General features: G+C 59.7%; 23 protein-coding genes. 17 read left to right on the plus strand and 6 right to left on the minus strand.

What is annotated here, in order from left to right; all coding sequences use genetic code 11:
- Positions 1 to 78: 78 nt before the first annotated feature.
- The gene (locus DFT_RS01890; RefSeq protein WP_054029540.1) at positions 79 to 1590 is read left to right on the plus strand and encodes a cyclic nucleotide-binding domain-containing protein; all 1512 of its coding nucleotides are present in this window, start codon (positions 79 to 81) and stop codon (positions 1588 to 1590) included.
- On the opposite strand, the gene DFT_RS01895 is transcribed toward DFT_RS01890, so the two are convergent.
- On the minus strand, positions 1553 to 3544 hold the full coding sequence (locus DFT_RS01895) for an ATP-binding protein (RefSeq protein WP_054029541.1): 1992 nt from the start codon (positions 3542 to 3544) through the stop codon (positions 1553 to 1555). The two genes, DFT_RS01890 and DFT_RS01895, sit on opposite strands and share 38 nt — an antisense overlap.
- Before the next feature lie 55 nt (positions 3545 to 3599).
- Entirely contained in the window at positions 3600 to 4721 is a 1122-nt protein-coding gene (locus tag DFT_RS01900) for a TraB/GumN family protein (protein ID WP_054029542.1), read from the minus strand.
- Positions 4722 to 4966: 245 nt separating this feature from the next.
- Here DFT_RS01900 and DFT_RS01905 point away from each other — a divergent pair, with 245 nt between their 5' ends.
- Positions 4967 to 5188: a hypothetical protein gene (locus DFT_RS01905; RefSeq protein ID WP_054029543.1), complete on the plus strand. Its 222-nt coding sequence runs from the start codon at positions 4967 to 4969 to the stop codon at positions 5186 to 5188.
- A 51-nt stretch (positions 5189 to 5239) separates the two neighbouring features.
- Here the strand turns inward: DFT_RS01905 and DFT_RS26080 are convergent, their stop codons facing one another.
- Positions 5240 to 5422 (minus strand): hypothetical protein, encoded by a 183-nt coding sequence (locus DFT_RS26080; RefSeq protein ID WP_054029544.1) that lies wholly within the window; start codon positions 5420 to 5422, stop codon positions 5240 to 5242.
- Positions 5423 to 5453: 31 nt separating this feature from the next.
- Entirely contained in the window at positions 5454 to 5813 is a 360-nt protein-coding gene (locus DFT_RS01915; protein WP_054029545.1) for a winged helix-turn-helix domain-containing protein, read from the minus strand.
- A gap of 326 nt (positions 5814 to 6139) precedes the next feature.
- On the opposite strand from DFT_RS01915, the gene DFT_RS01920 reads away from it, so the two are divergent.
- The 13 genes from DFT_RS01920 to DFT_RS01980 all read left to right on the plus strand — a co-directional run bounded on the left by DFT_RS01920 (position 6140) and on the right by DFT_RS01980 (position 21259).
- Positions 6140 to 7162: a molybdopterin-binding protein gene (locus DFT_RS01920; protein WP_054029546.1), complete on the plus strand. Its 1023-nt coding sequence runs from the start codon at positions 6140 to 6142 to the stop codon at positions 7160 to 7162.
- A gap of 84 nt (positions 7163 to 7246) precedes the next feature.
- On the plus strand, positions 7247 to 9970 hold the full coding sequence (locus tag DFT_RS01925; protein WP_054029547.1) for a molybdopterin-dependent aldehyde oxidoreductase: 2724 nt from the start codon (positions 7247 to 7249) through the stop codon (positions 9968 to 9970).
- A gap of 111 nt (positions 9971 to 10081) precedes the next feature.
- Positions 10082 to 12382 (plus strand): pyridine nucleotide-disulfide oxidoreductase/dicluster-binding protein, encoded by a 2301-nt coding sequence (locus DFT_RS01930; protein WP_054029548.1) that lies wholly within the window; start codon positions 10082 to 10084, stop codon positions 12380 to 12382.
- Complete coding sequence (locus DFT_RS01935; protein ID WP_054029549.1) at positions 12379 to 12591, plus strand: DVU_1557 family redox protein; 213 nt, start codon at positions 12379 to 12381, stop codon at positions 12589 to 12591. The genes DFT_RS01930 and DFT_RS01935 overlap by 4 nt, the downstream gene beginning before the upstream one ends.
- A 29-nt stretch (positions 12592 to 12620) precedes the next feature.
- Positions 12621 to 13328 carry a DVU_1556 family methyltransferase gene (gene trsM / locus DFT_RS01940; protein WP_235506152.1) on the plus strand — a complete coding sequence of 236 codons (708 nt, stop codon included), beginning with the start codon at positions 12621 to 12623 and terminating at the stop codon, positions 13326 to 13328.
- Complete coding sequence (locus tag DFT_RS01945) at positions 13321 to 13761, plus strand: DVU_1555 family C-GCAxxG-C-C protein (RefSeq protein WP_054029551.1); 441 nt, start codon at positions 13321 to 13323, stop codon at positions 13759 to 13761. Before trsM ends, DFT_RS01945 begins: the two co-directional genes overlap by 8 nt.
- Entirely contained in the window at positions 13758 to 15134 is a 1377-nt protein-coding gene (gene trsS / locus DFT_RS01950) for a radical SAM (seleno)protein TrsS (protein ID WP_369688298.1), read from the plus strand. The genes DFT_RS01945 and trsS overlap by 4 nt, the downstream gene beginning before the upstream one ends.
- The gene (locus tag DFT_RS01955) at positions 15131 to 16465 is read left to right on the plus strand and encodes a DVU_1553 family AMP-dependent CoA ligase (protein WP_054029553.1); all 1335 of its coding nucleotides are present in this window, start codon (positions 15131 to 15133) and stop codon (positions 16463 to 16465) included. The genes trsS and DFT_RS01955 overlap by 4 nt, the downstream gene beginning before the upstream one ends.
- Positions 16466 to 16499: 34 nt before the next feature.
- Positions 16500 to 17567, plus strand: a complete 1068-nt coding sequence (locus DFT_RS01960; protein ID WP_054029554.1) for an XdhC family aldehyde oxidoreductase maturation factor — start codon at positions 16500 to 16502, stop codon at positions 17565 to 17567.
- Positions 17564 to 18712: a DVU_1551 family NTP transferase gene (locus DFT_RS01965; protein WP_054029555.1), complete on the plus strand. Its 1149-nt coding sequence runs from the start codon at positions 17564 to 17566 to the stop codon at positions 18710 to 18712. The genes DFT_RS01960 and DFT_RS01965 overlap by 4 nt, the downstream gene beginning before the upstream one ends.
- Entirely contained in the window at positions 18709 to 19386 is a 678-nt protein-coding gene (locus DFT_RS01970; RefSeq protein ID WP_054029556.1) for a histidine phosphatase family protein, read from the plus strand. Before DFT_RS01965 ends, DFT_RS01970 begins: the two co-directional genes overlap by 4 nt.
- Positions 19387 to 19606: 220 nt before the next feature.
- Positions 19607 to 20473, plus strand: a complete 867-nt coding sequence (locus tag DFT_RS01975; protein WP_054029557.1) for an ABC transporter substrate-binding protein — start codon at positions 19607 to 19609, stop codon at positions 20471 to 20473.
- Positions 20474 to 20506: 33 nt separating this feature from the next.
- Entirely contained in the window at positions 20507 to 21259 is a 753-nt protein-coding gene (locus DFT_RS01980) for a hypothetical protein (protein ID WP_054029558.1), read from the plus strand.
- A 68-nt stretch (positions 21260 to 21327) separates the two neighbouring features.
- On the opposite strand, the gene DFT_RS01985 is transcribed toward DFT_RS01980, so the two are convergent.
- The gene (locus tag DFT_RS01985; RefSeq protein WP_054029559.1) at positions 21328 to 21705 is read right to left on the minus strand and encodes a PadR family transcriptional regulator; all 378 of its coding nucleotides are present in this window, start codon (positions 21703 to 21705) and stop codon (positions 21328 to 21330) included.
- A 75-nt stretch (positions 21706 to 21780) separates the two neighbouring features.
- Between DFT_RS01985 and DFT_RS01990 the strand changes: the two genes are divergently transcribed.
- Positions 21781 to 21999 (plus strand): hypothetical protein, encoded by a 219-nt coding sequence (locus DFT_RS01990; RefSeq protein WP_054029560.1) that lies wholly within the window; start codon positions 21781 to 21783, stop codon positions 21997 to 21999.
- A 41-nt stretch (positions 22000 to 22040) separates the two neighbouring features.
- On the opposite strand, the gene DFT_RS01995 is transcribed toward DFT_RS01990, so the two are convergent.
- Entirely contained in the window at positions 22041 to 22904 is an 864-nt protein-coding gene (locus tag DFT_RS01995; RefSeq protein ID WP_054029561.1) for an amino acid kinase family protein, read from the minus strand.
- A 430-nt stretch (positions 22905 to 23334) separates the two neighbouring features.
- On the opposite strand from DFT_RS01995, the gene DFT_RS02000 reads away from it, so the two are divergent.
- Positions 23335 to 23742 (plus strand): winged helix-turn-helix domain-containing protein, encoded by a 408-nt coding sequence (locus tag DFT_RS02000; RefSeq protein WP_054029562.1) that lies wholly within the window; start codon positions 23335 to 23337, stop codon positions 23740 to 23742.
- The last annotated feature ends 259 nt before the right edge of the window (positions 23743 to 24001 follow it).

Here is a 24001-nt window from a genome sequence, read left to right on the forward strand (position 1 = left end):
ATTATACGAAAAGAAGCCGCCCGTTTCCGGATGGGCGGCGATCCATGGCCAACCAAGGCTGTATGAAAGGAAAAACGCATGGGGAATTCGTCTATAACCGACTCGACTGACGGCTCACCGGACCACGAACTGGTCGCGGCGGTGCTGCCTTTCGGCGAGGCACAGCACTGTACCCAGGGTGCCGACCTGATTTCCATGGGTGAGGCCTCCCAATGTTTTTATTATGTGGAGCAGGGAACGCTGGAGGTCTCCTATACGGCGCAGCGAACCCCCATCGTGGTGGCATTGATCGGGCCGGGTTCTTTTTTCGGAGAGATTGGTTTCTTCGATCAAATGACACGTACCCGTAACATCAAGGCCGTGGAAGAGGTGCGCCTGCGGGTGTTCGACCGCGCGGCCATGATGCGCCTGCAGAGAGACGACGTGTCGTTGTATGCGCGTTTTCTGGAGTATCTGTTGCGGTCGGTGTGCGTGCGTTTCCGGCAGGTGTTGTCGGACCGGGGGCCGTTGACCGCTTACGCAGCATCATTGTCCACCGGCAGGGAACACTTCAGAGGGTTGCAGCAGTTGCCGGTGGATCTGCTGGGATCATCGGCATGGCAACGGGTCAACCAGGAGCTCGAAGATTTCAAGGCGCGCATGTTCGATGTGGGCTATCGATTGCAGGGTGAACCCGGCGCCGGTGTTTCTCCTGAACTCAAGAGAGAAGGAGAAGCCATCTTGAACGCCTTTTTCGAGAAAATGAGGGCGGCTGCGGCCCTGTTGCCGGAAACCGATAGCGCCGATTTCATCTGGGGCTATATGTTCAAGGAGGTGTTTCCCTATCTGGTGCGCAGCCGCTTTTTCGAGCGAGCCTATTACAAGCCCAAGGGATATGCGGGTGATTTTTATATGATCGAACTGATCTACCGCAATCAGCCCGAAGGAGATGGCAAACTGGGTAATTTAATCGACGGCTGGCTGCTCAAACAGGTGCCTGCCCGAGCGGTACGCGGCCGTCGCCGGTTGCTCCACGATCTGCTCGATCGCTTGTGCCGGGAACGGCTTGAGACCTCCCGTTCCATCGACATCATGAACCTGGCCTGCGGCCCTTGCCGTGAGCTGTTCGATTTGATCGCCCAAGGCGGCTACAGTGAAAAAATCAATGCCCTCTGCATCGATATCGACCCCGAGGCCCTGCAATTCGCCAACCAGCAGGTCAACACCTTCGATCATCGGGCGGCGATCCGTTTCATGCATGAAAATGTGATCAAATGGGCATTAGGGCGGGTCAAACAGGATTTCGGACGCCAGGACATCATCTACTCATCCGGCTTGTGCGACTATCTGGATCATCGTCTGGTGTCGGCCCTGATCCGCCGTTGCCATGAGCATCTCAAGCCGGGCGGTGTCATGATCATCGGCAATTTCGCACCGGCCAATCCAGACCGGTTGTTGATGGATCAGTTGATGTACTGGCGACTGATCTACCGGGACGAAGAGGAGTTGCGCCACCTCTTTGCCGATTCGCCGTTTGGCGGTCAAGTGCAGATCGTGGCCGAACCCGAGGGCGTCAATCTGTTTGCGGTGGCCCGGCGGGCCGTTGATTGAGGACCTTCTGGATCGCCTGGGATAGGCCATAAATGGTGATCGGCTTTCGTAACACGGCCTTGATGCCCAGCCGCCGGATTTTTTCGGCGGCCATCATATTGGTATATCCGGTATAGATGATGATCGGCATGTCCGATCTTAAAGACAAGATCTTCTGGACCAGTTCCTCCCCGCTCATTTTAGGCATGATCATGTCGGTGATCACCAGATCGAATCCCTGGATGTCATCGCGAAAAGCGGCCAACGCGCTTTCCGGTTCGGTGTAGGCGGCCACCCGATAGCCGAGGGTCGTCAGCAATTTGGCCCCCAATTCGGCCAAACCCTCCTCGTCGTCGACCAGCAGGATTTTTTCATTGCCCTGGCGCAGAAGCCGAAACTGTTGCAGCTCGGGGACCTCCTGGCCCTCGGCACGAGGCAGGTAGACCTTGAATCGCGTGCCCTGGTGCAGCGCGCTCTCCACATGGACGACGCCGCCATGATTCTGGACGATGCCGCTGACCACCGCCAATCCCAAACCGGTCCCGACGCCCTTGGCCTTGGTGGTAAAATAGGGGTCGAAGATCCGTTCCATGAGATGCTCGGGGATGCCATGGCCCGTATCGCCGATGGTCAGGCAGACGTACGATCCTTTTTCCAGCTGGCCGGGATGATCGGACGCATCCGGCAGGGAGGGGTGCTGGATTTCCACATCCTCCAAAGAGACCGTCAAGATCCCGCCCCGGGGTTCCATGGCATGGGCCGCGTTGGTGCATAAATTGATGAGGATCTGGTGGATTTGGGTGGCATCGGCCACCACGGTGCTGTCCGGTGCGTGAATATGCTGTTCGATGACCACATTGGCCGGCAGGGTCGCCTTGAGCAGCCGCAGGGCCTCTTTGATGACGAGGCTGATCTTCAGGGGCTTGAGTTCGCTTTCGCTCTGTCGGCTGAAGGATAGAATCTGGCCGACCAGGTCCTTTGCGCGGTGGCTGGCATTGAGCACCTCGGTCAGGCAGATTTCAGCTTCCTTTCGATTGGAAAGCTGAATCATGGCCAGTTCGCAGTGGCCCATGATGGCGGCCAGCATGTTATTGAAATCGTGGGCAATACCGCCGGCCAGAGTGCCGATGGCCTCCATCTTCTGGGCATGGCGCAGCTGACCTTCGAGCACGTGCTTTTCCCAGTCGAGGCGTTGGTGTGCTTCGATCTCGCGGCGCAATTCCTCATTGGTTTTCGCGAGCATGCGGGTGCGTTCCTCGACGCGTTCTTCGAGCACATTCTTGGCCGCTTCCACGGCTTCATGCTGTTCTTTGACCAGGCAGCGCATGTAATAATCACGACGATTGTAATACTCGAAGGCATAGCAGACCACCATGCCGAGGATATTGGCGCTGATGCAAAAGAAGGCATTGTTGGCTACCACCCCCACTGACAGCTCGGGGTTCCATGCGGCCGCGGCCACGTAAGCGGCGATGAGGATGGCGCCGCAGGCGCTCGCCCATACGAAGCGCGCCCAGATCATGCTGTAGGCCAGCATCAACACCAGCATCAAGCCGGCATAATAGGTGCCGGCAATGAGCGAATTGCCGATGACGGTCATGTAGACGATGCCCAATCCGCCGATGATCACACACGCCGCGATGGTCGGTTGCATGTACTTGGGGAAGTGGTGCGAATAGGTGAAGACGAAGACCCCCAGGATGCACAGGGCGACAACGCAACGGACGAGCCAGAGCTCATGTTTGAGTTCCGGGGCGACGATGGCGTCCAGGACTGCGAAAAGCAGGTAAAAAAAGGTGCTCAGCAGGGTGGCCAGGCGCAACTGGGTCAGTGACCGTTGGACATAATCCGCCATGAACCCTTTTTCCAAGGGGGCGCACGCTCCCACAAAGGTCAGGGTCAGGGGATGGACTTCCATCGCCAGTTCCCTGTTTTCTGGTCGAGTGCCCGACACGATGGATTCGAGCGATGGCATGCCTGTTACTCCTTGGTCCCGGTGAAACGGGCAACGTGTTCCAATTCAGATCGTACTATCGAACCGGTACGACACGATAACCCTGGTTGCGGAGCAGATGTATCAGACCTTTTGGCCCGGTCAGGTGCAGGGCGCCGACGGCAATGAAACTGTTGCCCTGATCGAGAAACGTAAGCATCCGTCGTGCCATTCGCTCGTTGCGTTCGTCGTTGAGTCGCAGCATGAACCGTTGGGTGGCCGCCGGGTTGCCGGAGCGTTTATAGTCGGCCGCCAATGCCGCAATGCGCCCCAGATCATCGGCAACATAGGCTTCTATGAGCTGTTCGAACATGCGCGGCAGTTCGGGTAGCTGGGCCAGGGCCATTTTCAACAGTTCGATCTGATCGGGCATGGAGAGCGCTTCGAAGACCGAGAGTTGTTCGTCGGCACTCTCCAGGCCGAAGGTGGGTTTCCCGGCCGCACCGGCGCGCTGTTGCAGCACCATGTCGAGGAAGGGTTCCCCGGTGGGCGCCGGCATGCTGAGGAGCGCCATGACGACCCAGGGTTTGAGGGTGCGCACCACCATTTCGGGCATGCCCAGATCGGCCATGGCCGCGACCACCTGAGCATACAAAGCGGCCCCGATCAACCCTTCCAGATCGCTTCCGTCGGTCAGCATCATGTTGCTTCCGAAAGCCGTCAGGACCGAAGCGTCCATCTCCATTTCCATGACAAATCGTTCGCAACGATCCAGCGCGTGTGACACCGCCGGCCGCAACTGCACGACACGCGGATCGGCGCTGTGGATCGTGCCGAGAAGGTGGCTGTCGTCGCCTTCAGGAGAGGTGATGCGCCAAAGTAAACCGCCGAGGTCGGCCGTTGCTTCCTCGGACAAGGGGCCTGATGCCGAGGATGATGTCGGGTTTTCGATGAGTGCAGGGTGAATGGACCCAGTGGATTCATGAGAAAGGTCATTTTCAGCAGGCCGATCCGGTTTGGCATTCGGCTGCTCCACCGATGGAACCGGAGCCTGACGGATGGGTGCCTCTGAAGTTGGGCTGTCTGAAAAATGCCAGGTGCCATTATCGTCCTGCCAGCGGTAAATGTCCGCCTGGCCATTCGGCGCCGTCAGGCACAGGCTTACGGCCATCAGCACGAGGCAGATCCAGAGTCCGGCAAGGTTCAAGCGTTTTTTCATCATTTTTCCCCATTTACTTGAGGATTGGCTCTCTTTGTTCGACATTCGGGCAAGCCTGTGTTATTTTAATTGCAAAATTTCTCGGCGCTGGCGCAGATCCGTAATCTGATCCCCCGTACGGACCTGACCCAGCCGCATGGCGACACACAAGGCCCCCGCCACTATCCGTGTCATTGGCTGTGCAAGCCGATCGAAGCCGTTTCGGGCTTTGAAGGAAGAACGACCGGCCAAAAGGAAGATATGTGATGACTGCCAGCGCGGATACACTTTATCTGCCAATCCTGGCACCTGCGAAGGTCGCGGTACCCGACTTCTCCCTGCGCCAACCGCCGGGCGCGCCTCATCGCCGGCAACCCCGTCTTTATCGTATCCCATCCCCGCATGTCATCGAGGGGATGACATATGGCATGGACGGCAAGGTGGCTGTCGAGCGCACCATCGGAAGCCAGATCGACATCTTTGCCTGAGCTCTGGCACTGGATCGGGCCTGCCTGAAGCATTGCCTGACAATACACCATTTATTGCCCATCATTGGAACTTCGTTCTTGGCCGGGGTGCTTGTCCCGGCAATGGCAATCGCCGGCTTGACCACAAGCATGCAATCTGAGGGGCTCTTCCGAGTGACGCCCTTTAAGTAAAAAGACGGCAAAGCAGATGGCAAACACGATGCTCGCCAGTATGATCACGATGATGAATTCCATAGCATCCTTTGGGTGAAGATGGCGGTCGGTACTAATCCGACGCCGTGAAGCTTTCGGCCATGGTGTGCGCGAAATGAGCGTCGGAATCTTTGTTGACTCGGTTTTGAAGTTGCTGAAACTGGGTCATCAGCTGCTGGGCAAAGGGGGTCAGACGCGATCCATTGCCATCTCTTTCCACCAAAGCCTTGCCAAGACGCTCTTCTGACATGCGAATTCGCATCCACACGGCACGATAGCTCATCTTCAACTCTTTTGCAGCCGCATTCAAGGAACCGGTTTTTCGGATGGTATCCAGCATTCGATAGCGACCCAATCCAAAAACCACATGTCCCTCTCCGTCTTCGATCCATACCTTGGATCGAATGCCAAATGGCATGTGTTCCGTTGCCATGACCCATCCTTTCAAAGGGGTACCCGCCCCATCTGGTTTATCCACTTATCAATTTTTCGGCGCTTTTAAAACTACTCTTACAGTAGGGTTCGACAGTCATAAAAATCAAGAAGGTTATTCTTGGTCGGTAATTGTCATATAGTGTTCATTATGAAGTCATAAAATCCGAAGCGGTCAGAAAAGCATGTGATAGTTACTATATCAATATTGACATAATTCCTTTCAATTTATAGGAGAGCCTAAATGGTTTAGGTGCCACTCGACAGCGGAAACCCAACACATTTAATCCGTACTTGCTGACACGGATAGAAATTGGAGCCAATCGCATGAAAGCAGTACCGGTTGAATCTGCGGTGGGCATGGTGCTCGGCCACGATGTCACACGCATCATCCCAGGCGCAATGAAAGGGCCGGCGTTCAAGCGCGGGCACATCATCCAATCAGAGGATGTGCCCGCGCTGCTCGATATCGGCAAACAGCACGTTTACGTGGAGGTGCTCGGACCTGGAAGGCTGCATGAAGACGAAGCGGCCCTGCGCTTGGCCAAGGCGGCCGCCGGGGAAGGTCTCACCATGACGGCGCCGTCGGAAGGACGGGTCAACCTCATCGCGGCACGAAGCGGCCTGCTGAAAATCGATGTGGGTGCCCTGCATCGGATCAACGCCATTGAGCAAATCGTTGTGGCCACGGTCCACACCCACCACCCGGTCACAGCCGGCCGGGCGGTGGCCGGCATGCGGGTCGTTCCCCTCACCATCGTAACCGCTAAAATAGAAGCGGTCGAGGCGGTCTGCCGGGAGACATTTCCGCTGGTCTGCGTCAAGGCTTTCCGGTCGTTGCAGGTAGGAATGGTGACGACGGGCAGCGAGGTCTACCATGGCCGCATCGAGGATAAGTTCGGGCCGGTGGTACGAAAGAAATTTGAGGACATGGGCTGCCGAATCATTCGCCAGATCCTGGTTTCAGATGATGTGGCCGCCACGGCCGACGCCATCGGTGCGTTGATCGATGAAGGCGCCCAGATGGTCGTGGTGACCGGCGGCATGTCCGTGGATCCGGATGATTGCACCCCGGCCGCCATTCGTGCGGCGGGCGCCGAGGTAGTGACCTATGGTGCCCCGGTTTTCCCAGGCGCCATGTTCATGCTGGCCCATATCGGCGAGATTCCGGTGCTCGGGCTGCCGGGCTGCGTCATGTACTACCGGGCCAGCATATTCGATCTGGTGGTACCGCGCATCGTGGCCGGCGAGAAGGTCCTCAGGGAAGATATCACCGCCCTGGGACATGGCGGCTATTGTTCCGGATGCGCCGAATGCCGCTACCCGATCTGTGGTTTCGGATGCGGATAACATCCTGACTTCAATAGTTGTCTGTTTTTTGGAGGGCGCTGCGACAGAAGAAACAACCCCCCTTTTTGAAAAGGAGAAAACGACATGATGAAACGGACCTTACACGTCAACGGCGTTCCGCGGACAGTGATCGTCGAGGCCGACCAGAGCCTGGCCAATGTGCTGCGCGAGCAGTTGGGATTGACCGGCACCAAAATCGGCTGCGGGCAGGCTCAGTGTGGATGTTGCAACGTGATCCTGGACGACAAGCTGGTGCGTTCCTGCGTGACCAAGATGTCCAAGGTCGCCGACGGTTCCACGGTGATTACCGTGGAAGGCATCGGCAACCGCGATAACCTGCATCCCATCCAGCTCTCCTGGATCGTTCACGGCGGCGCCCAGTGTGGTTTCTGCACCCCCGGATTCATCGTGTCGGTCAAGGCCCTGCTCGACCAGAACCCCAACCCCACCCGGGAGGATGTGCGCGAGTGGTTCCAGACCCATCGCAACGCTTGCCGCTGCACGGGTTACAAACAATTGGTGGACGCCGTCATGGATGCCGCCAAGGTGATGCGTGGAGAGATGAAGGCCGAGGATCTGCTTTTCCGCATACCCCCCGACGGCCATATCTGGGGGACCAACCATCCCAGGCCCTCGGCGGTGGCCAAAGTGACCGGCACCCTGGATTACGGTGCCGATCTGGGCTTGAAGATGCCGGCCGACACCCTCTACCTGGCCCTGGTGCAGGCCAAGGTTTCCCACGCCAATATCAAGGGGATCGATACCTCCGAGGCCGAAAAGATGCCGGGGGTCTTCAAGGTGGTGACCGCCAAGGATGTCACGGGCAAAAACCGCATCACCGGCCTGATTACATTCCCCACCAACAAGGGGGATGGGTGGGACCGGCCGATTCTTTGTGACCAGAAGGTGTTTCAATACGGAGACGCCATTGCCATCGTCTGCGCCGACAACGAATACCAGGCCCGCCGGGCGGCCGAGAAGGTCAAAGTCGACCTCGAAGAGCTGCCGGCCTACATGAGTGCCCCGGCGGCCATGGCCGAAGACGCCATGGAGATCCATCCGGGCACGCCCAATGTCTATTTCGAACTGCCGGTGGTCAAGGGCGGCGAGACCGCCCCCCTGATGCAGTCGGCGGCATATACGGCGGAAGGCGATTACTACTTACAGCGCCAGCCCCACCTGACCATGGAAACCGATGTGGGCTGCGCCTACTTCGACGACGAGGAGCGTTTGACCATCCACTCCAAGAGCATCGCCATCCATCTGCATTCGGCCATGATCGCGGCCGGCGTCGGCATCTCTCCCAATAAGCTGCGCCTGGTTCAGAACCCGGCCGGCGGCACCTTCGGCTACAAGTTCAGCCCCACCATGGAGGCGCTGCTGGGCGTGGCCTGCATGGCCACCGGCCGGCCGGTTTTCCTGCGCTACGATTACCAGCAGCACATCACCTACACCGGCAAACGGTCGCCCTTCTGGATGAAGGTGAAGTACGGCGCGGACAAAGAGGGCAAGATCGTGGCCATGGAGAGCGACTGGAGCGTGGATCACGGTCCTTACTCGGAGTTCGGCGATCTGCTCACCCTGCGCGGCGCCCAGTTCATCGGGGCCGGATACGGTATTCCCAATATCCGTGGCATGGGACGCACCGTCTGCACCAACCATGCCTGGGGATCGGCTTTCCGCGCCTACGGCTCGCCCCAGAGTTTTCTGGCCAGTGAAAGCCTGATCGACGAACTGGCCGAGAAGATGGGCATCGACCCGCTGGAACTGCGCGCCCGAAATGTCTACCGGCCGGGCGACACCACGCCCACCGGGCAGGTCCCGGAAGTGTTCTGCTTCCAGGAGATGATCGAGAAGCTGCGGCCGATCTATACATCGGCGTTGGAAAAGGCCGGGCAGAACTCCACCGCCGATGTCAAGCGGGGAGTGGGTATCTCCCTGGGCATTTATGGATGCGGCCTCGACGGCGCGGACAGCTCCGAAATCCGGGTGGCGCTCAACCCCGACAACACCATCACGGTTTTCAGCAGCTGGGAGGATCACGGCCAGGGCGCCGACATGGGAGCCCTGGGGACCGCGCACAAGGCTTTCGAACCGATGGGAGTCCAACCCGATCGAATCCGGCTGGTGATGAACGATACCGCCATCACCCCCAACAGCGGACCGGCCGGCGGCAGCCGCAGCCAGGTGGTGACCGGCAATGCCATCAAGAACGGCTGCGAGATGCTGATGGCCGCCATGCGCAAACCTGATGGCACCTATCGGACCTTTGCCGAAATGGAGGCCGAAAATCTACCGGTGAGCTACTCAGGTCAATGGACCGCCTCTATGTGTACCAACTGCGATCTGAAAACATCCCAGGGAGAACCCTTCTCGGTCTATATGTATGGCATGTTCATGGCCGAGGTGGCCGTGGAGACAGCGACCGGCAAGACCACGGTCGAAGGATTCACCGCCATTTCCGATGTGGGCAGCATCAACAACAAGCTGGTGGTGGACGGTCAGATGTACGGCGGCATCGCCCAGGGCATCGGCCTGGCCCTCAGCGAGGATTTCGAGGACTTGAGCAAGCACAACAACCTGCGCGCCTGCGGTTTGCCCTATGCCAAGATGATACCGGACAAGATGGATCTCCACTACATCGAATCTCCCCGTGAAAACGGTCCTTTCGGTGCGGCCGGCGTGGGTGAGTTGCCCCTGACCTCATCTCATGTGGCCGTGATCAATGCCATCCACAACGCCTGTGGTGTGCGTATCCGCCATTTGCCGGCCCTTCCGGAAAAGGTGTTGGCTGCCTTGAAAAAGTAATACCGTATCCATCTCGTTTCGGCGTGGGGTGCCTGCGCCCCGCGCCGAAAATTCAGTTGGCGTCGGTCCACAAACGGCCAATTGGCCGTTTGTGGATGGGCACAGGGTAACATGGATCAGAACGAACTCAGACAATGGGAGCGGCGCTGCATCCAGGAGGAGCCGCCGGCCTGCACCGCCGCCTGCCCGATTCACGTGGATGTCCGCTCCTTCGTCGGCCATTTGCAGAAGGGCCGATGGGATCAGGGTTGGCAGACATTGGCGCGGACCATGCCCCTGGCCGGCTTGGTGGGGCGCATCTGCGATGGGCCTTGTGAAGCGCGCTGCAAACGTGGCGAAGCCGGCGACGCCATCCGTATCGCCGCCCTCGAGCAGGCCTGCGTCCGTCTGGCGAGAAGCGAATACCGGGTGACGCGGCTGCCGGGCCGGCCGAAGCGGATCGCCTTGCTGGGCTCCGGATTGAGCAGTCTGACCGTGGCTTGGGACCTGGTTCGAAAAGGTTACGGCGTCACCCTGTTCGAGCCGGGGGATGTGCCGGGGGCCGTGCTGTGCGATGCTCATCCGGTCCTGACGCCGGCGATCGTCGCCGCGGAGCTCGCCAGTCTCGAAACCCTGGGGGTCGCTTTCGAAACCGGGACGGCCGTTCATGGCCAGGCCTTTTTCGAAGACCGGCGTGATCGGTTCGATGCCTTCTACATCGGGTTGGATGCGGTGGCATCGCTGCAGTGGCCCTTGGACAGAGGCGCCGGGGGAGAGGTCCGGATCGACACCGGCACCCAGGCCACCAGCCGGCCGGAGGTCTTTGCCGGCGGCGATGTCTTGTCGACCATCTGGCGGGTCGCCCAGGGCCGCTGGGCTGCCACCTCCATCGATCGCTTCCTGCAGAAGGTTTCCATGACCGCCGGACGCGAACGTGAAGGACCCTACGACACCCGCCTGTACACCAGTCTGACCGATGTGGTCGCCCAACCGGCCGTGCCCATGGCCGATGCCAAGGCCGGCTACAGCGAATCCGAGGCCATGGCCGAAGCCGCGCGCTGCCTGATCTGCCAATGCCTGGAATGCGTCAAGGTATGCCCCTATCTGGAGAATTTCGGTGCCTATCCCCGAAAATATGTCCGGGAGATCTACAACAACGAATCGATCGTGATGGGCAGTCGATCGGCCAATCTGTTGATCAATTCGTGCAGCTTGTGCGGCCTGTGCGAGGCGGTATGCCCGGAAGACTTCGCCATGCAGGATCTTTGCCTGCAGGCGCGGCGCAGCATGGTGCAGCGCGGCAAGATGCCGCCTACGGCCCATGAGTTCGCCTTGGAGGACATGGCCTTCAGTCTCGGGGAGGATTTCTTCCTGGCCCGTCACGCCCCGGGTGCGGGAGAGAGCAGCCATCTGTTCTTTCCGGGCTGCCAGCTCAGCGCGTCTGCGCCCGGCCAGGTGGATGCGCTGTACGCCCATCTCAACCATGCCCTGGGGGGTCGGGTCGGCCTGATGCTCGCCTGCTGCGGCGCACCGGCCTTCTGGGCCGGGCGCGAGGCCGATTTCGATCGTGCCCTGGCGCAATGGCAACACCATTGGGAGGCGTTGGGCAGGCCGAAGCTGATCGTGGCCTGCGCCACTTGTCATGTGGTGTTCCAAGATCACCGGCCGGAGGTGCCGGTCCAGTCGGTCTGGGAGACCTTGGCGGAGGTGGGGTTGCCGCCTATCGACACCGATTCGGCGGCCGGCCCTCTGGCGATCCACGATCCTTGCACCACCCGGGAGATGCCGCACGTTCAGGTCGCGGTGCGCCGCCTGCTCGATCAGCTCGGGGTATCCATTGCGGAACTCCCTTTGAGTGGTGAGAAGACCGAGTGCTGCGGTTTCGGCGGGTTGATGCAAAACGCCAACCCCGACTTGGCCCGGGAGGTGATCCGCCGCCGGGCCGACTTGAGCGGCTACGACTATGTGGCTTACTGTGCCATGTGTCGGGACAGCTTGGCGGCGGTGGGCAAGCGAACCTTGCACCTGCTGGATCTCATCTTTCCCGACCGGCGGATTCCGGACCCGGCGACCCGGCCGAGGCCCGGCTGGTCCGCGCGACGGGAACATCGCGCCCGGTTGAGAACCGACCTTTTGGACCGGTGGTGGGGTGAGACACCATCCGGCGGCCCGGAGTATCGCGCGCTCGTCCTGAGGATGGCGCCTGACGTAAGGGAGACCCTCGATGCGCGGCACATTCTCGTCGAGGATGTGCAGCAGGTCATTGCCCGGGCCGAGGCCGGCAGCCCCAAATTCCGCCATCCGGGTACCGGTCGCGTCAAAGCCGCCGGCCGTCCCCGCCACGTGACCTTCTGGGTGGAATACGCCCCTTGCGAGGCCGGATTCGAGGTTTTCAACGCCTATTCCCATCGAATGGAGGTGCACGGCCCATGAAGAGCGACAAGGATTGGGGCGATGAATTGGCCTGGCACTGTGCGGCCTGCGACCGGCCGCTGGAACTCGGTCAGGTCACCGTCACCTATATGAACAACAGCTTTACCACCGACATGCCCCGCTGTCCCGGATGCGGCCGGGTGCTTGTGCCCGAGGCGCTGGCCCTGGGCAAGATGGCCGAGGTGGAGAAGATCCTGGAAGATAAATAGAGGCGTTTGAAGTGCCAGAAGAGGTGAAGTTGTATGAGACCCCGGCGCTGAGGACCGTCACCGGGCCGACCATCCGTCCGGGGGGATTGGCGTTGACCGAGAGGGCGTTGGCCTATTGCACGCTCCCGACAGAGGCCGCGGTTCTGGACGTGGGCTGCGGCAACGGCGCCACCGTGGCCCACTTGCGCCGCAAGCATGGTTTGAAAGCCTTCGGGTTGGATGCGTCCGGCCGTTTGCTGGGCACAGGGCGAAACGCGACCGACGGTTTGCCGTTGATCCGGGGCAGGGCCGAGGCACTGCCTTTTGCGGACAGTTGCCTGGCGGCCATCTTTTGTGAATGTGTCCTTTCCCTGTTGTCCGCACCGCAGGTGGCCTTGGGCGAGTGGCACCGCGTCCTGGCGCCGCGGGGCTATCTGGTCGTTTCCGATCTGTACGCCCGAAACGGCGAACGGGAGGAGAGGCCGGCATCGGGAGCGTTGATGTCCTGCCTGGCGGGCGTCACCGGCTGCCGGACCTTGCATGAACGCATGCGCACTGCGAATTTCGAAGTGCTGCTGTTCGAGGACCACACGCCGCTGTTGAAGCGACTGGCCGCTCAATTGGTATGGGCCTACGGCTCCATGGCGGCCTTCTGGAAGGCTGCGGGGGGTGGTTGCGGCGACGGCTTCCAGGGCCCCATCGGGCGATCTGGATATTATTTGATGGTGGCACGCAGAGGAGCTGAGGAACATGGATGATCTGCTGATCCGCATGATGCGCTGGGGCCAGCAGGGTTACAGCTGCAGCCAGATTCTCCTGCTGCTGGGTATGGAGGCTTGCGGGCAGACCAATGACGATTTGGTGCGGTCCGTGGCCGGCCTGGCTTATGGATGCGGCGCCGGTCGAGCCACCTGTGGCGCCCTCACCGGCGGTTGTTGCCTGCTGGCGTTTATGGCCCGCGACGATGGCGGCCCGGCGCTCGCCGCTGAACAGCTGCCCATGATGCTGCAGGAGCTGACTGACTGGTTCGAAGCGAGGGTCGGCCAGACCCACGGCGGCATCGCCTGCGAATCGATCGTGGGCGAGCGCGGACCGGCCGCTGCCAGGCAGACCTGCGGCGCTCTGGTGGCCGAGACCTATCACAAGGTGATGGAGATTCTGGCGACGCATGGGAAGGCGGACTCGTGTTGAATGTGGAATCCACCGCCAGCCTTTGCCCGGTTTGTCTCGAGCGCATTCCCGCCCGGCGCGTGGTCCGGGAAGATAGCGTCTACCTGGAAAAAGAGTGCCCGCGCCACGGGGCGTTTCAGGCGTTGATCTGGAAAGGCGCGCCGGACATGGTGGCCTGGCGGCGGCCCAAAATCGCCACCCGGCCTGCGGTGGTGGGCCATGACAGGGAGCGGGGCTGTCCTTTCGACTGCGGGCTGTGCCCCGATCATCGCCAGCGGTCGTGCACGGTGATTCTGGAAGTGACCCGGCGGTGCGATCTGGGATGTCCGGTATGCTATGCCGATTCCCGGCCCGACGGGGATGACCTGCCGCGCGAGGTCGTCGGTGGTTGGTACGATCATTTGCGGCGCTCTGGCGTCACATGCAACATCCAGCTTTCCGGCGGCGAGCCCACCCTGCGCGACGATCTGCCGGAACTGGTGGCCATGGGCCGCCGGGCGGGTTTCGATTTCATCCAGATCAATACCAACGGTCTGCGCCTGGCTCGGGACCCGGGTTATGCCCGGGTGCTCAAAGCGGCCGGTGTCGCCTCGCTTTTTTTACAGTTTGACGGAGTGGACGATGCCGCCTACCGCGCTTTGCGTGGGCGCGCCCTCTGGTCGGAAAAGCAGGCTGCCGTGGCCGCCTGCGCCCGGGCCGGCCTCGGCGTGGTGCTGGTGCCGACCCTGGTACCGGGCCGCAACAGCCACGCCGCGGGTGATATTCTACGCATGGCCCTGGAGTGGTATCCCACCGTTCGAGGGGTCCATTTTCAGCCCGTGAGCTACTTCGGCCGCCATCCGGGACCACCCGGAGACCACGACCGGATCACCCTGCCCGAACTCATGCAGTCCATCGAGATACAGACCGGCGGCCTTTTTCGGGCCGATCATTTTCGTCCGCCCGGGTGTGAACACTCGTTTTGTTCGTTCCATGCCCAATACCTTCTCTCTTCGGATGGCCGGCCTCGGCCGTCGCATCCCGGCCCCATGACGTGGCGCCGTCAGGCACCGATCCGGGCCGAAGAGGGGGCGGCACGCGCCATCGGTTCGGTGGCCCGACAGTGGGCCGCACCACCGGCGGGTGGGGATGATTTTTCGGCGCATGCCTGTGGCTGTGGCGGGGCAATGCAAACAGGACGCGATGAAAAGTTGCTTTCCCTGGATGATTTTCTGGCCACCGCCCACACCCGCACGTTTTCGGTGTCGGCCATGGCGTTTCAGGATGTCTGGAACCTCGACCTGGAACGGGTGCAGCAGTGCTGCATCCATATCATGACCGGCGACCGGCGCCTGGTTCCCTTTTGCCTGTACAACGTGACGGCCGTCGACGGCCGCGCCCTCTATCGAACATGATCCCCATTGCCAGGACCCCATTGGAGGATTGGGCCGTCGCACGCATCGGCCTGACGGCCCACCAACCGCTTGAGCCGGAACTTCTATCGGACTACCAGCTCGAGCGGCTCAATCAAACCCTTGCCCGTGCCGCTCGAAGCCCCTATTACCGCAGACAGTGGGAGGGTCTGGGCATCCCCCGGCTGGACCGGATCGATGAGCTTCGCAGGTTGCCCTTTACACCGTCGGACGTCCTGCGCCGGGAGCCGCTGGAACTGGTATGCGGTTCCCAGGGGGCGGTGGCGCGGGTGGTGACGTTGCATTCGAGCGGCACCACGGGTGATCCCAAGCGGATTTTCTTCGATGAAGAAGATCTGGAGCGGACCGTCGATTTCTTCCATCACGGCATGACCACGCTGGTGAAACCGGGCCAACGGGTGTTGATCCTGTTGCCCGGCGAACTGCCTGACAGCGTGGGAGACCTGCTGCGCAGAGCGCTGGCGCGAATGAACGCCGTGGGATTGGCCTATGGTCTGGTTCAGGACCCCCGTCACGCCATCCAGGCGATCCTCGATTTGCGCATCGATGCGCTGGTGGGCATTCCCGTGCAGGTGCTGGCCCTGGCGCGCCACGAGGATCGTGCATGGATCGCTCCGGGTACCATTCAGTCGGTCCTGCTGAGTACCGACTATGTGCCCCGGGCCATCGTGAGCTGCATCCGCGAGGCCTGGCACTGCCCGGTGTTTCAGCATTACGGCATGACCGAGATGGGCTATGGAGGGGCGCTGGCCTGTGGGGCGCACGATGGCTATCATCTGCGCGAGGCGGATCTGTTGTTTGAAGTTGTCGATCCGGTGACCCATGAACCCATCGACCATGGTGGGCGGCCGGGTGAGATTGTATTTACCACCCTGACGCGTTATACGATGCCATTGATTCGTTATCGTACCGGTGATCTGGCGAGCTGGATCGATGGCCCTTGCCCCTGTGGCGCGACGCTGCGGCGCATGGGATGGGTCCAGGGTCGACTCGGAGAGAGCGTGCGTCTCTCCGATGGGGTGACACTGGACCTGGCGAGCCTGGACGAGGCGCTTTTTGCATTACCGGATGTTTTGAATTTCCAGGCCACCCTGAAAACCAGCGACGGGCAAGACGCGCTCCAGGTGCGATTGATGGTCCGGCGCAGGGACACGCGCTTGCCTCCACAGGCGGATGCCGCACTCCGCCGGGTGCCGGCCGTCAGAGCCGCCCTGGCCAACGGGAGCCTGGTGCTGGCCCCCATTTCGATGGAGAGCGGCGCGGGTTTGACCGGACCGGCGGCCAAACGTAAAATCGTCGTGGAAAGGGAATGATCGATTGTCCGATGTACATGATGGAGGGAACACATTGAAGACCATCGCCGAAACGGCGTTTCAGCGCTTATCCCAGGGGACCCCGCTGGTTCTGGCCAAGATCACCGCTCAACAAGGGGCCACGCCGCGCTCGGCGGGCACCCAGATGGTGGTGACCACCGAAGAAGAACCTGTCGGCACCATCGGCGGCGGCCTGGTGGAAGCCACTATCATCGAGCAATCCCGGCGGCTTCTGTCCGGCGGTGCGGCACGTTTTGAGCGGTTCGATCTGGGCCATGCCGATGTGGCCAGCATGGATATGATTTGCGGTGGGGATCTTGAAATATTGCTCGATCCCATCTTTCCTTCCCCGGAAATCGTCGATCTGTTCGATGGCTGGCGGCAGATGGAGAACCAGGGGCATAGGGGGGTATTCGTGATCGCGCTCCAACGTTCGGCCGAGCGGGTCGATCGCATTTACCATGCCCTGTTGTATGGTGACGGCCGCGTGAAGGGGCATCTGCCTTTGACGGCGCCGGCCGTCGCATCGCTGGCCCAAACCGGACAATCGGCCAAGGCCATGCAGATCGTCTTCGTGGAAGATCACCATGTGATCCTGGAACCGATCCACAAACCCAAGACCGCTTTCGTGGTCGGCGCCGGCCATGTGGCCCAGCCCACCGCACGGATGCTGGCCATGGTCGGTTTTCGCGTCGTGGTGCTGGACGACCGGGAGGCATTTGCCAACCGCCGCCGGTTTCCCGATGTCCATACGGTCCAGGTGCTGCTCGATTTGAACGACCCGTTTAACGGCATGTCCGTCGACGCGCAGAGCTTCATCGTCATCCTCACCCGCGGTCATCTATACGATATGGCGGTTCTCGCCAAGGCCCTCGAGACGGACGCCGGCTACATCGGGATGATCGGCAGCCGGCGCAAGCGGGATGCCATATTCCAGCGGTTGCGAAAGGATGGGTTTACCGAAGCGGCATTGCAGCGGGTCCATTCGCCCATCGGCCTGAATATCGGGGCCGAGAGCCCGGCCGAGATCGCGGTCAGCATCGTCGCCGAAATGATCGCGGAAAATTGCAAACTCAATTTTCAGGAGTGCCAGCGTCCATGAATGCCGGCAATCTCTCGGCGATCGTCCTGTCCGCCGGATTTTCCAAGCGAATGGGGCGTTTCAAGCCGCTGATGCAACTGGGTGCGACGACGGTCGTGGAGCGGGTCGTGGATCTGTATCGGACCGCCGGTATCGACGATGTTTGCGTGGTGGTGGGATACAGGGGGGATGAGGTGGTTGCCGCCCTGGGCTCCAGTGGGGTGCGCTGCGTCATCAATCCTGACTATGAAAAAGGAATGTTTTCGTCGGTGATGGCCGGTGTGCGGGCACTGCCGGAGGGTTGCAGCGGATTTTTCGTCCATCCCGTGGATCTTCCCCTGGTTCGGACGGCCACCGTGAAGGCGCTTGCCGAAGAATTTTCGACCTTTCCCGACGCCATCCATCATCCGTGCTTCGATGGCCGGCGGGGGCATCCCCTGCTGCTGCCCGTGGCATTGGCCGCCGAGTTGGCCGATTGGCGGGGGGAGGGGGGCTTGCGGGCCTTCTGGGCAGAGGGGAGCCGGTCGATGCGGGATGTGCCGGTGGCCGACCAGGGCATCTTGCTGGACCTCGATACCGAAGAAGATTACCAAAGGATGGCGGCGCGATTGGAACGAGAGGATATTCCCACGGACCGGGAGTGCCGCGCGCTCATGGTGCAGGTGCATCGGATGCCCGAAGCGGTCCGGCGCCACTGCGACGCCGTGGCTGCGGTCGCCATCGAATTGGCATCGGCCCTGGCACGCGCAGGCGTTTCCCTGGACCTCGACCTGGTGCGCAGTGCCGCCCGGGTGCACGATGTCGCCCGCGACCAACCCGATCACGCTGCCACCGGCGCGCGGCTGCTGGAAGATCTCGGATTCCCGAGGTTGGCCTCGGTCGTGCGGGTACACATGGACCTGGAGGTCGGGCCGAACCCTATTCCCGACGAAGCCGCAGTCGTCTTCCTGGCGGATAAACTGGTGGTCGGCCACCGGCTGGCGGATCTGGGCGAGCGTTTCGAACGGAAATTGTCCAAGTACGGAACAGATCCTCAGGCCGTGGCGGCCATCGAGAGGCGCAAGCGGTCGGCGCTGGCAATCCAGGCGGCCGTCGAACGCATCACCGGCCTCGGCATCCAGATTATCCTGCAACATGTGGATACCGATGGGGGCACGATCCAATGACTGCGAAACGAGACGCCGAAGGCGGGGACCGGACGATCTATCTGTTGCGCCATGGGGAACTGTTGCAGCCATCCGGCGGCAAGCACTATATCGGTCGCAGCGATCTTGCCCTGAGCCCTGTCGGCATGCACCAGGCCCGTCAATGGCAGGCGTTTTTCAGCGAGGCTGGTCTTTCCGACGTATTTTGCAGCGATCTGCAACGCTCTGTGCAGACGGCGCGGATTATCGCCGAGAGCCGCCGCCTGGAAGTCATCGCGCTGCCCGAGCTGCGCGAGGTGGACCTGGGGGCCTGGGAAGGACTCGCGTTCGAGACCGTGCGCGCGACAGATCCCCATGCCTATGCGAATCGCGGTATGGATCCGGCCGGGTACCGGCCGCCGTCCGGCGAATCGTTTGCCGATCTCCAGTCCCGGGTGATGCCGGCCTTCGAGCGCATTGCGACCCAATGCACCGGAAGCCCCCTGATTGTCGCTCATGCCGGCGTCAATCGGGTGATCCTCTGCCATCTGCTCGGAATGCCCCTGAACCATCTTTTTCGAATCGGCCAGGACCCTGCGGGGCTGAACATCATCGAAGCGCGGGCCGGTGGATTTCGGGTGCGGGCCGTCAACCTGCCCGTAGCGTGGCGGCTGCCGAGGGACGGTGAATCCGCCGGCTCAACAAGTTCATCCTGACCCGAGAGCCTTTCCCATCGACCAAATTTTGACTGCGCCGTCCGACAGCGACGTTTTACACGGCCATCCATCTTCCATCCAGCCAGCATGCTGTCATTTTTCATCGTTATTGGTAATTATAAGAAAATCAAATGATTGGAGAAAAAATGGCGTTGACTTCCTGGGGTGTTTGTCATTAGTGGGGTGTTGCTTTACCGCCATCTACAACAGGAGGTCGCGCATGCGTCATGCCATTTTTCCCAAGAAGACCTGGGTCATTTTTGGAATTTTCGTTTCATTCGCCACCCTTGCGTTTGCCCGGGGGGAGTGTACCCAGATATATGGCGACGGTGCGGTCACCATTCGCCTGGCGACAGGCAGCCCCGGTGAATTGGGGTTGATCGAGGTTCTGGCCAAGGCGTTCAACAAGACTCACGACACCCGCCTGTGTTGGAACAAGGCCGGTTCAGGCGCATCCTTGAAATTGCTGAAGGATAAAGCGGTCGATTTTATCATGGTACATGCACCGGCCGCGGAAAAGCAGGCCGTGGCCGAGGGATGGGCGACCAAGCGCCACCTGATCGGGTCCAATGAATTTTTCATCGTGGGGCCCGAAAACGATCCTGCCGGTATTTCATCTGCAACGAGCGCTGCCGACGCCTATGCCAGGATCGCCCGGGCAAAGGCCCCGTTTTTCTCCCGCGGCGACAATTCCGGGACCCATAAAAAAGAGCTGGCCATTTGGTCAAAAGCGGCCATCGAACCCTCGGGGGACTGGTATCTGACGACCCTTACCTTCATGATGGCGACCCTGAAAATGGCGGATGAAAAGCAAGGATACTTCATGACCGACAGCAGCACCTGGGTGGCGGCCAGGAAGGAGTTGAAAAACTTGAAGGTTTTGTTTCGGGGCGACCCTTTCCTGATCAACACCTACCACACGCTGTGCCAACCTTCGGGCGCGACCCCCGGCCAGGCATTGGCGGCGGCTTTCATCGACTTCGTGATCTCTGACCAGGGTCAGAAAATCATCAGGGAATACGGCGCCGAATTATATGGCGAAGGCCTGTACAACGATGCTGAATACGCCCGCCAGTACGATCATTGACAGACCTGACCCCATCGGCAGCCGAGGTGACCTATGAAAGCCTATATTGGTTTCGACGATACCGACCATCACGATTCACCCTATGGCACCGGCAAACTGGTCCGATGGTTTGAGGACGAACTGCCCGAGGGGAGCCGGTGCCTGGGGGTTGTCCGCCAGCAGCTCCTGGTTTGCGATGCCATTCCCTATACCTCCCATAACAGTGCGGCCTGCATGATCGTGGAGATGGCCGACCCGGCACTCCTGGACGCTGTGATCGACCGTGCCGTCGATCATATACAAACCCATTCCCTCCCAGGAAGTGATCCGGGGTTGTGTGCGGCAGCGGACGGCAGCACAGACCTGGGGGACCTCATGGACTTTGGACAGGCCTGCACCCATCGCATTGCCACTCAGAAGCAGGCCGTTCAGGCGGCGGCCAAGGTCCATCTGTCAGGCCACGGCGGAACCAGCGACGGCATCATCGGGGCGGCGGCGGCTGTGGGATTGACCTTGTCGGGCTGGTCGGGCCGTTTCGTGGAGTTGGGCCGACTGCGTGACTGGCCGGGGCAAACCACGGTCCTGGAATTGAGAGAGAGCGGCATCGATGTCGTGTCGGCCGATCGCGATACGCGGATACCGGCCCCGAGCGATACCGTCATCACCAAGGGCTGGCTGCGTCCCCGGCTCATTGCCCACCGGCCGGTTCTTTTCGTCTCCCCCAAGGGGCCCAATCTGTGGGAGAACATCCATGAAAAGCGCAAGAAAAACGGAACTCCCATAATAGAGGGCTCTCGCCTGAATTGATGCCGAGTCAGCCAGGCAAGGCACTTGCTTTCGGGCCTTAACCGGCTGCAATCATGCGCCGGAGCCGTTCAATTTTCTTTTTGCGATGCGTTTTGGAACGACGCGATAAATTTCAATAGCTTTTCCGCCTGGCTGTTCATGTAGTCGATCCAGTACGACAACACGTCCAAACCTTCCGGGGTAATCTGGTAGACCCGTTTGGCGGGACCCGCCCCTTCGGTCTCCCACTGCGACACGACCCAACCATTTTCTTCCAGCTCCCTTAAGTGGCGATAGATCATGCCCGGCGGCGCCTGGCCTTCAACGAAGCCGAATTTGGATATCTCCTGGATCAGCTCATAGCCGTAGGACGCCTTGCTTTTCAGGGCCAGTAAAATAGAAGGCTGGATGTATCGCTCCGCTTTTTTCGATCCGGGGTGTCGGGGTCTTTTTGTATTTCTTGACATAGATCCTTCAAGGATATATTTGTTTATAGAACATATAAAATAGTTAGAATTAACCCTAACGGAGGCGAAACGGCCATGGCAACCAAAATATTTGTCCGCGAACGGCGGAAAATCGAACAAGGCGAAAAAAAGCCCAGATTTCGGGTGGTTGGCATCAGCGGCGCGGATGTCAAGGTCTATGTAAAGCACGTCCGCAAAAAAGAGCTGGACCAGATCAGCGCCGAGACCGGTGCGGAAATCATTTATTTGAAGGCCGGAAGGGGCGACCAGACCGGCGGCGAAAAACCAGACTGATTTCACTGGAGCGGTTCAGGCTCTGCGCCCGGCTGCTTGTATCAGTCTTCATCTTTGTAAATGATGGTGCCGACATGCTTGCCCTCGAGTGCATCCAGGATGTGCTCGGGGTGTCTTAACGCGTCGATGATTTGAAGCTCTTTCAGACACTTGGCGCGTTGCAACAAGGTCAATAGCGGGCGCTCGACGATCAAGTCGTCCAAATCCAGATCGATCAGTTCCCGCGCCGAAATGCGGCTGAAAAAAGGCAGGCCGGCACGCTCGGATTCGGGAACTTTTTTGGGGTCCCTGTCGAAGAGCCCCTTTTCATCCTTGAGAAATATCAACGAACGGGCACCGATGTTTTCGGCCAGCAGGAACGCGCCGCAATCGGTGCGGTGTGGTGGTATGGATCCGTGCTCGGCGGGATGTTCAAAGAAACCATAGGGTGGAATGCCGTAGGTGATCGGCATGTATCCCAAACGGCAAAACATGGTCAACTGCTCCAGGTTATCGCCGTGACCGATTTTAACGCCGCCGTGTTTCGCCAATAGAACCGAGAGCATCTCCGCATTCTGCCAGGAGACTTTGTCGCCCAATTTGGAAAGGACACCGGTGGGCATTCCCAGATCCACGCCGATATTATAGACGTGCCGTGCCCGGGTGCCGCCCCCGGTCATGAGAAGAATCTTGTGTTTGTCCTTGGCCTTGATCAATGCGTCGAGGATCGGAAACAGCGCCTTGCCGCCGCGGTCCATGATGCTCTGCCCGCCGATCTTGATCACATTGATATCCGGGTGCATGCGGAAGTATTCGGCTGACTCGGTCCGTTTGAGTAATTCCTTGCTCACCAACGACTCCCCCATCAGCGGCGAATCGATATGGAGTCTTCCCTTTTCCGGTTCTTCCTTTATTAATTTGCCCATCTTCACCTTCCCGTTTTTGGTTTGATCCTTTGATTTTAGCCACAAATGTTAAAACGCCGAATCAAAATATATCACGAGTGTTTGCTCGTCAAAGCGTCTGTTGGATTTTCAGGGAATCTAATTGAATGCCATTCATTAAACCCGGCGTGGTTGGAACAGCTGGCCCTGGCCACCTGCCCCACCCACGCCTTCCATCTCCGTTGCCATGTGAATCATTCTTCAAAACAACTTTTGTAATGCATGCCCTCCGTGGTGATTCACATTGAGTTAGACCTCTGTTGGATTTGAAACGAAACATGTATCATCATTGACCCTGCGACGGGATCGCACACGGGATCATTTATGTAATAAATTCTCTTTATTCCTGGCGAATATGACCCTATAAAAGTTTTTATTCCCCTTTAACCCATCTGACAAGAAGGGTGATGCCATGATCATCGATGCACTGGATGGTAACCGACAACCCGTGGTGCGCCTGCATTTGTGGTTGGAAACAGAGAATGGCATTTTTTTCGGCCTGGGAAGGCTGAAGCTTCTGGAACAGATCCAAGCCGGGAAATCCCTGAGCGGCGCGGCCAAGGCCATGGGCATGAGTTATCGCGCGGCCTGGGGAAAAGTGAGAAAAACCGAGCAGGTGTTGGGCGTCGCGCTGATCGAAAAAAAAGCCGGCAACAAAGCCGGGTACCAGATCACAGAAGCAGGTTCACAGTTGGTCGTCTGCTTCCGCCGTTGGTTCCGGGAGGTCGAAGCGTATGCCCTGTCTCGGGCCAAGGAACTGTTGCCATGTGACCCGATCGCCTTTGAAGAGCCTTCCGACGCAGATCCGTCACACGTCTAGAAAAAACCTGCGCACCAGACCGTTCGCCCCTGACGGCATCGCTCCCGCCGATCCATCTCACCAGCAGAATCGTGAGTAAAATTGCGTTACTGTATTTTAAAAAGACCTCGAATAGTTAACGGCCTTCGCATGATTTCGTATTTATGCTAAACATAACATATTAAATTATTTGATGTTTTTAGGTTTCAAGGATTGACACTGCCGATGGCATTGTGTCAATTATGATATATCTGCTCGGGTTCCCCTGCACCTCCTCTTT

The sequence above is a fragment of the Desulfatitalea tepidiphila genome (assembly GCF_001293685.1).
GTDB lineage: Bacteria > Desulfobacterota > Desulfobacteria > Desulfobacterales > Desulfosarcinaceae > Desulfatitalea > Desulfatitalea tepidiphila.

Coding starts and splice junctions, on each gene's coding strand:
- DFT_RS01890 (WP_054029540.1), top strand. CDS start 79: ATGGGGAATTCGTCTATAACCGACTCGACTGACGGCTCACCGGACCAC.
- DFT_RS01895 (WP_054029541.1), bottom strand. CDS start 3,544: ATGCCATCGCTCGAATCCATCGTGTCGGGCACTCGACCAGAAAACAGG.
- DFT_RS01900 (WP_054029542.1), bottom strand. CDS start 4,721: ATGAAAAAACGCTTGAACCTTGCCGGACTCTGGATCTGCCTCGTGCTG.
- DFT_RS01905 (WP_054029543.1), top strand. CDS start 4,967: ATGACTGCCAGCGCGGATACACTTTATCTGCCAATCCTGGCACCTGCG.
- DFT_RS26080 (WP_054029544.1), bottom strand. CDS start 5,422: ATGGAATTCATCATCGTGATCATACTGGCGAGCATCGTGTTTGCCATC.
- DFT_RS01915 (WP_054029545.1), bottom strand. CDS start 5,813: ATGGCAACGGAACACATGCCATTTGGCATTCGATCCAAGGTATGGATC.
- DFT_RS01920 (WP_054029546.1), top strand. CDS start 6,140: ATGAAAGCAGTACCGGTTGAATCTGCGGTGGGCATGGTGCTCGGCCAC.
- DFT_RS01925 (WP_054029547.1), top strand. CDS start 7,247: ATGATGAAACGGACCTTACACGTCAACGGCGTTCCGCGGACAGTGATC.
- DFT_RS01930 (WP_054029548.1), top strand. CDS start 10,082: ATGGATCAGAACGAACTCAGACAATGGGAGCGGCGCTGCATCCAGGAG.
- DFT_RS01935 (WP_054029549.1), top strand. CDS start 12,379: ATGAAGAGCGACAAGGATTGGGGCGATGAATTGGCCTGGCACTGTGCG.
- DFT_RS01945 (WP_054029551.1), top strand. CDS start 13,321: ATGGATGATCTGCTGATCCGCATGATGCGCTGGGGCCAGCAGGGTTAC.
- DFT_RS01955 (WP_054029553.1), top strand. CDS start 15,131: ATGATCCCCATTGCCAGGACCCCATTGGAGGATTGGGCCGTCGCACGC.
- DFT_RS01965 (WP_054029555.1), top strand. CDS start 17,564: ATGAATGCCGGCAATCTCTCGGCGATCGTCCTGTCCGCCGGATTTTCC.
- DFT_RS01970 (WP_054029556.1), top strand. CDS start 18,709: ATGACTGCGAAACGAGACGCCGAAGGCGGGGACCGGACGATCTATCTG.
- DFT_RS01975 (WP_054029557.1), top strand. CDS start 19,607: ATGCGTCATGCCATTTTTCCCAAGAAGACCTGGGTCATTTTTGGAATT.
- DFT_RS01980 (WP_054029558.1), top strand. CDS start 20,507: ATGAAAGCCTATATTGGTTTCGACGATACCGACCATCACGATTCACCC.
- DFT_RS01985 (WP_054029559.1), bottom strand. CDS start 21,705: ATGTCAAGAAATACAAAAAGACCCCGACACCCCGGATCGAAAAAAGCG.
- DFT_RS01990 (WP_054029560.1), top strand. CDS start 21,781: ATGGCAACCAAAATATTTGTCCGCGAACGGCGGAAAATCGAACAAGGC.
- DFT_RS01995 (WP_054029561.1), bottom strand. CDS start 22,904: ATGGGCAAATTAATAAAGGAAGAACCGGAAAAGGGAAGACTCCATATC.
- DFT_RS02000 (WP_054029562.1), top strand. CDS start 23,335: ATGATCATCGATGCACTGGATGGTAACCGACAACCCGTGGTGCGCCTG.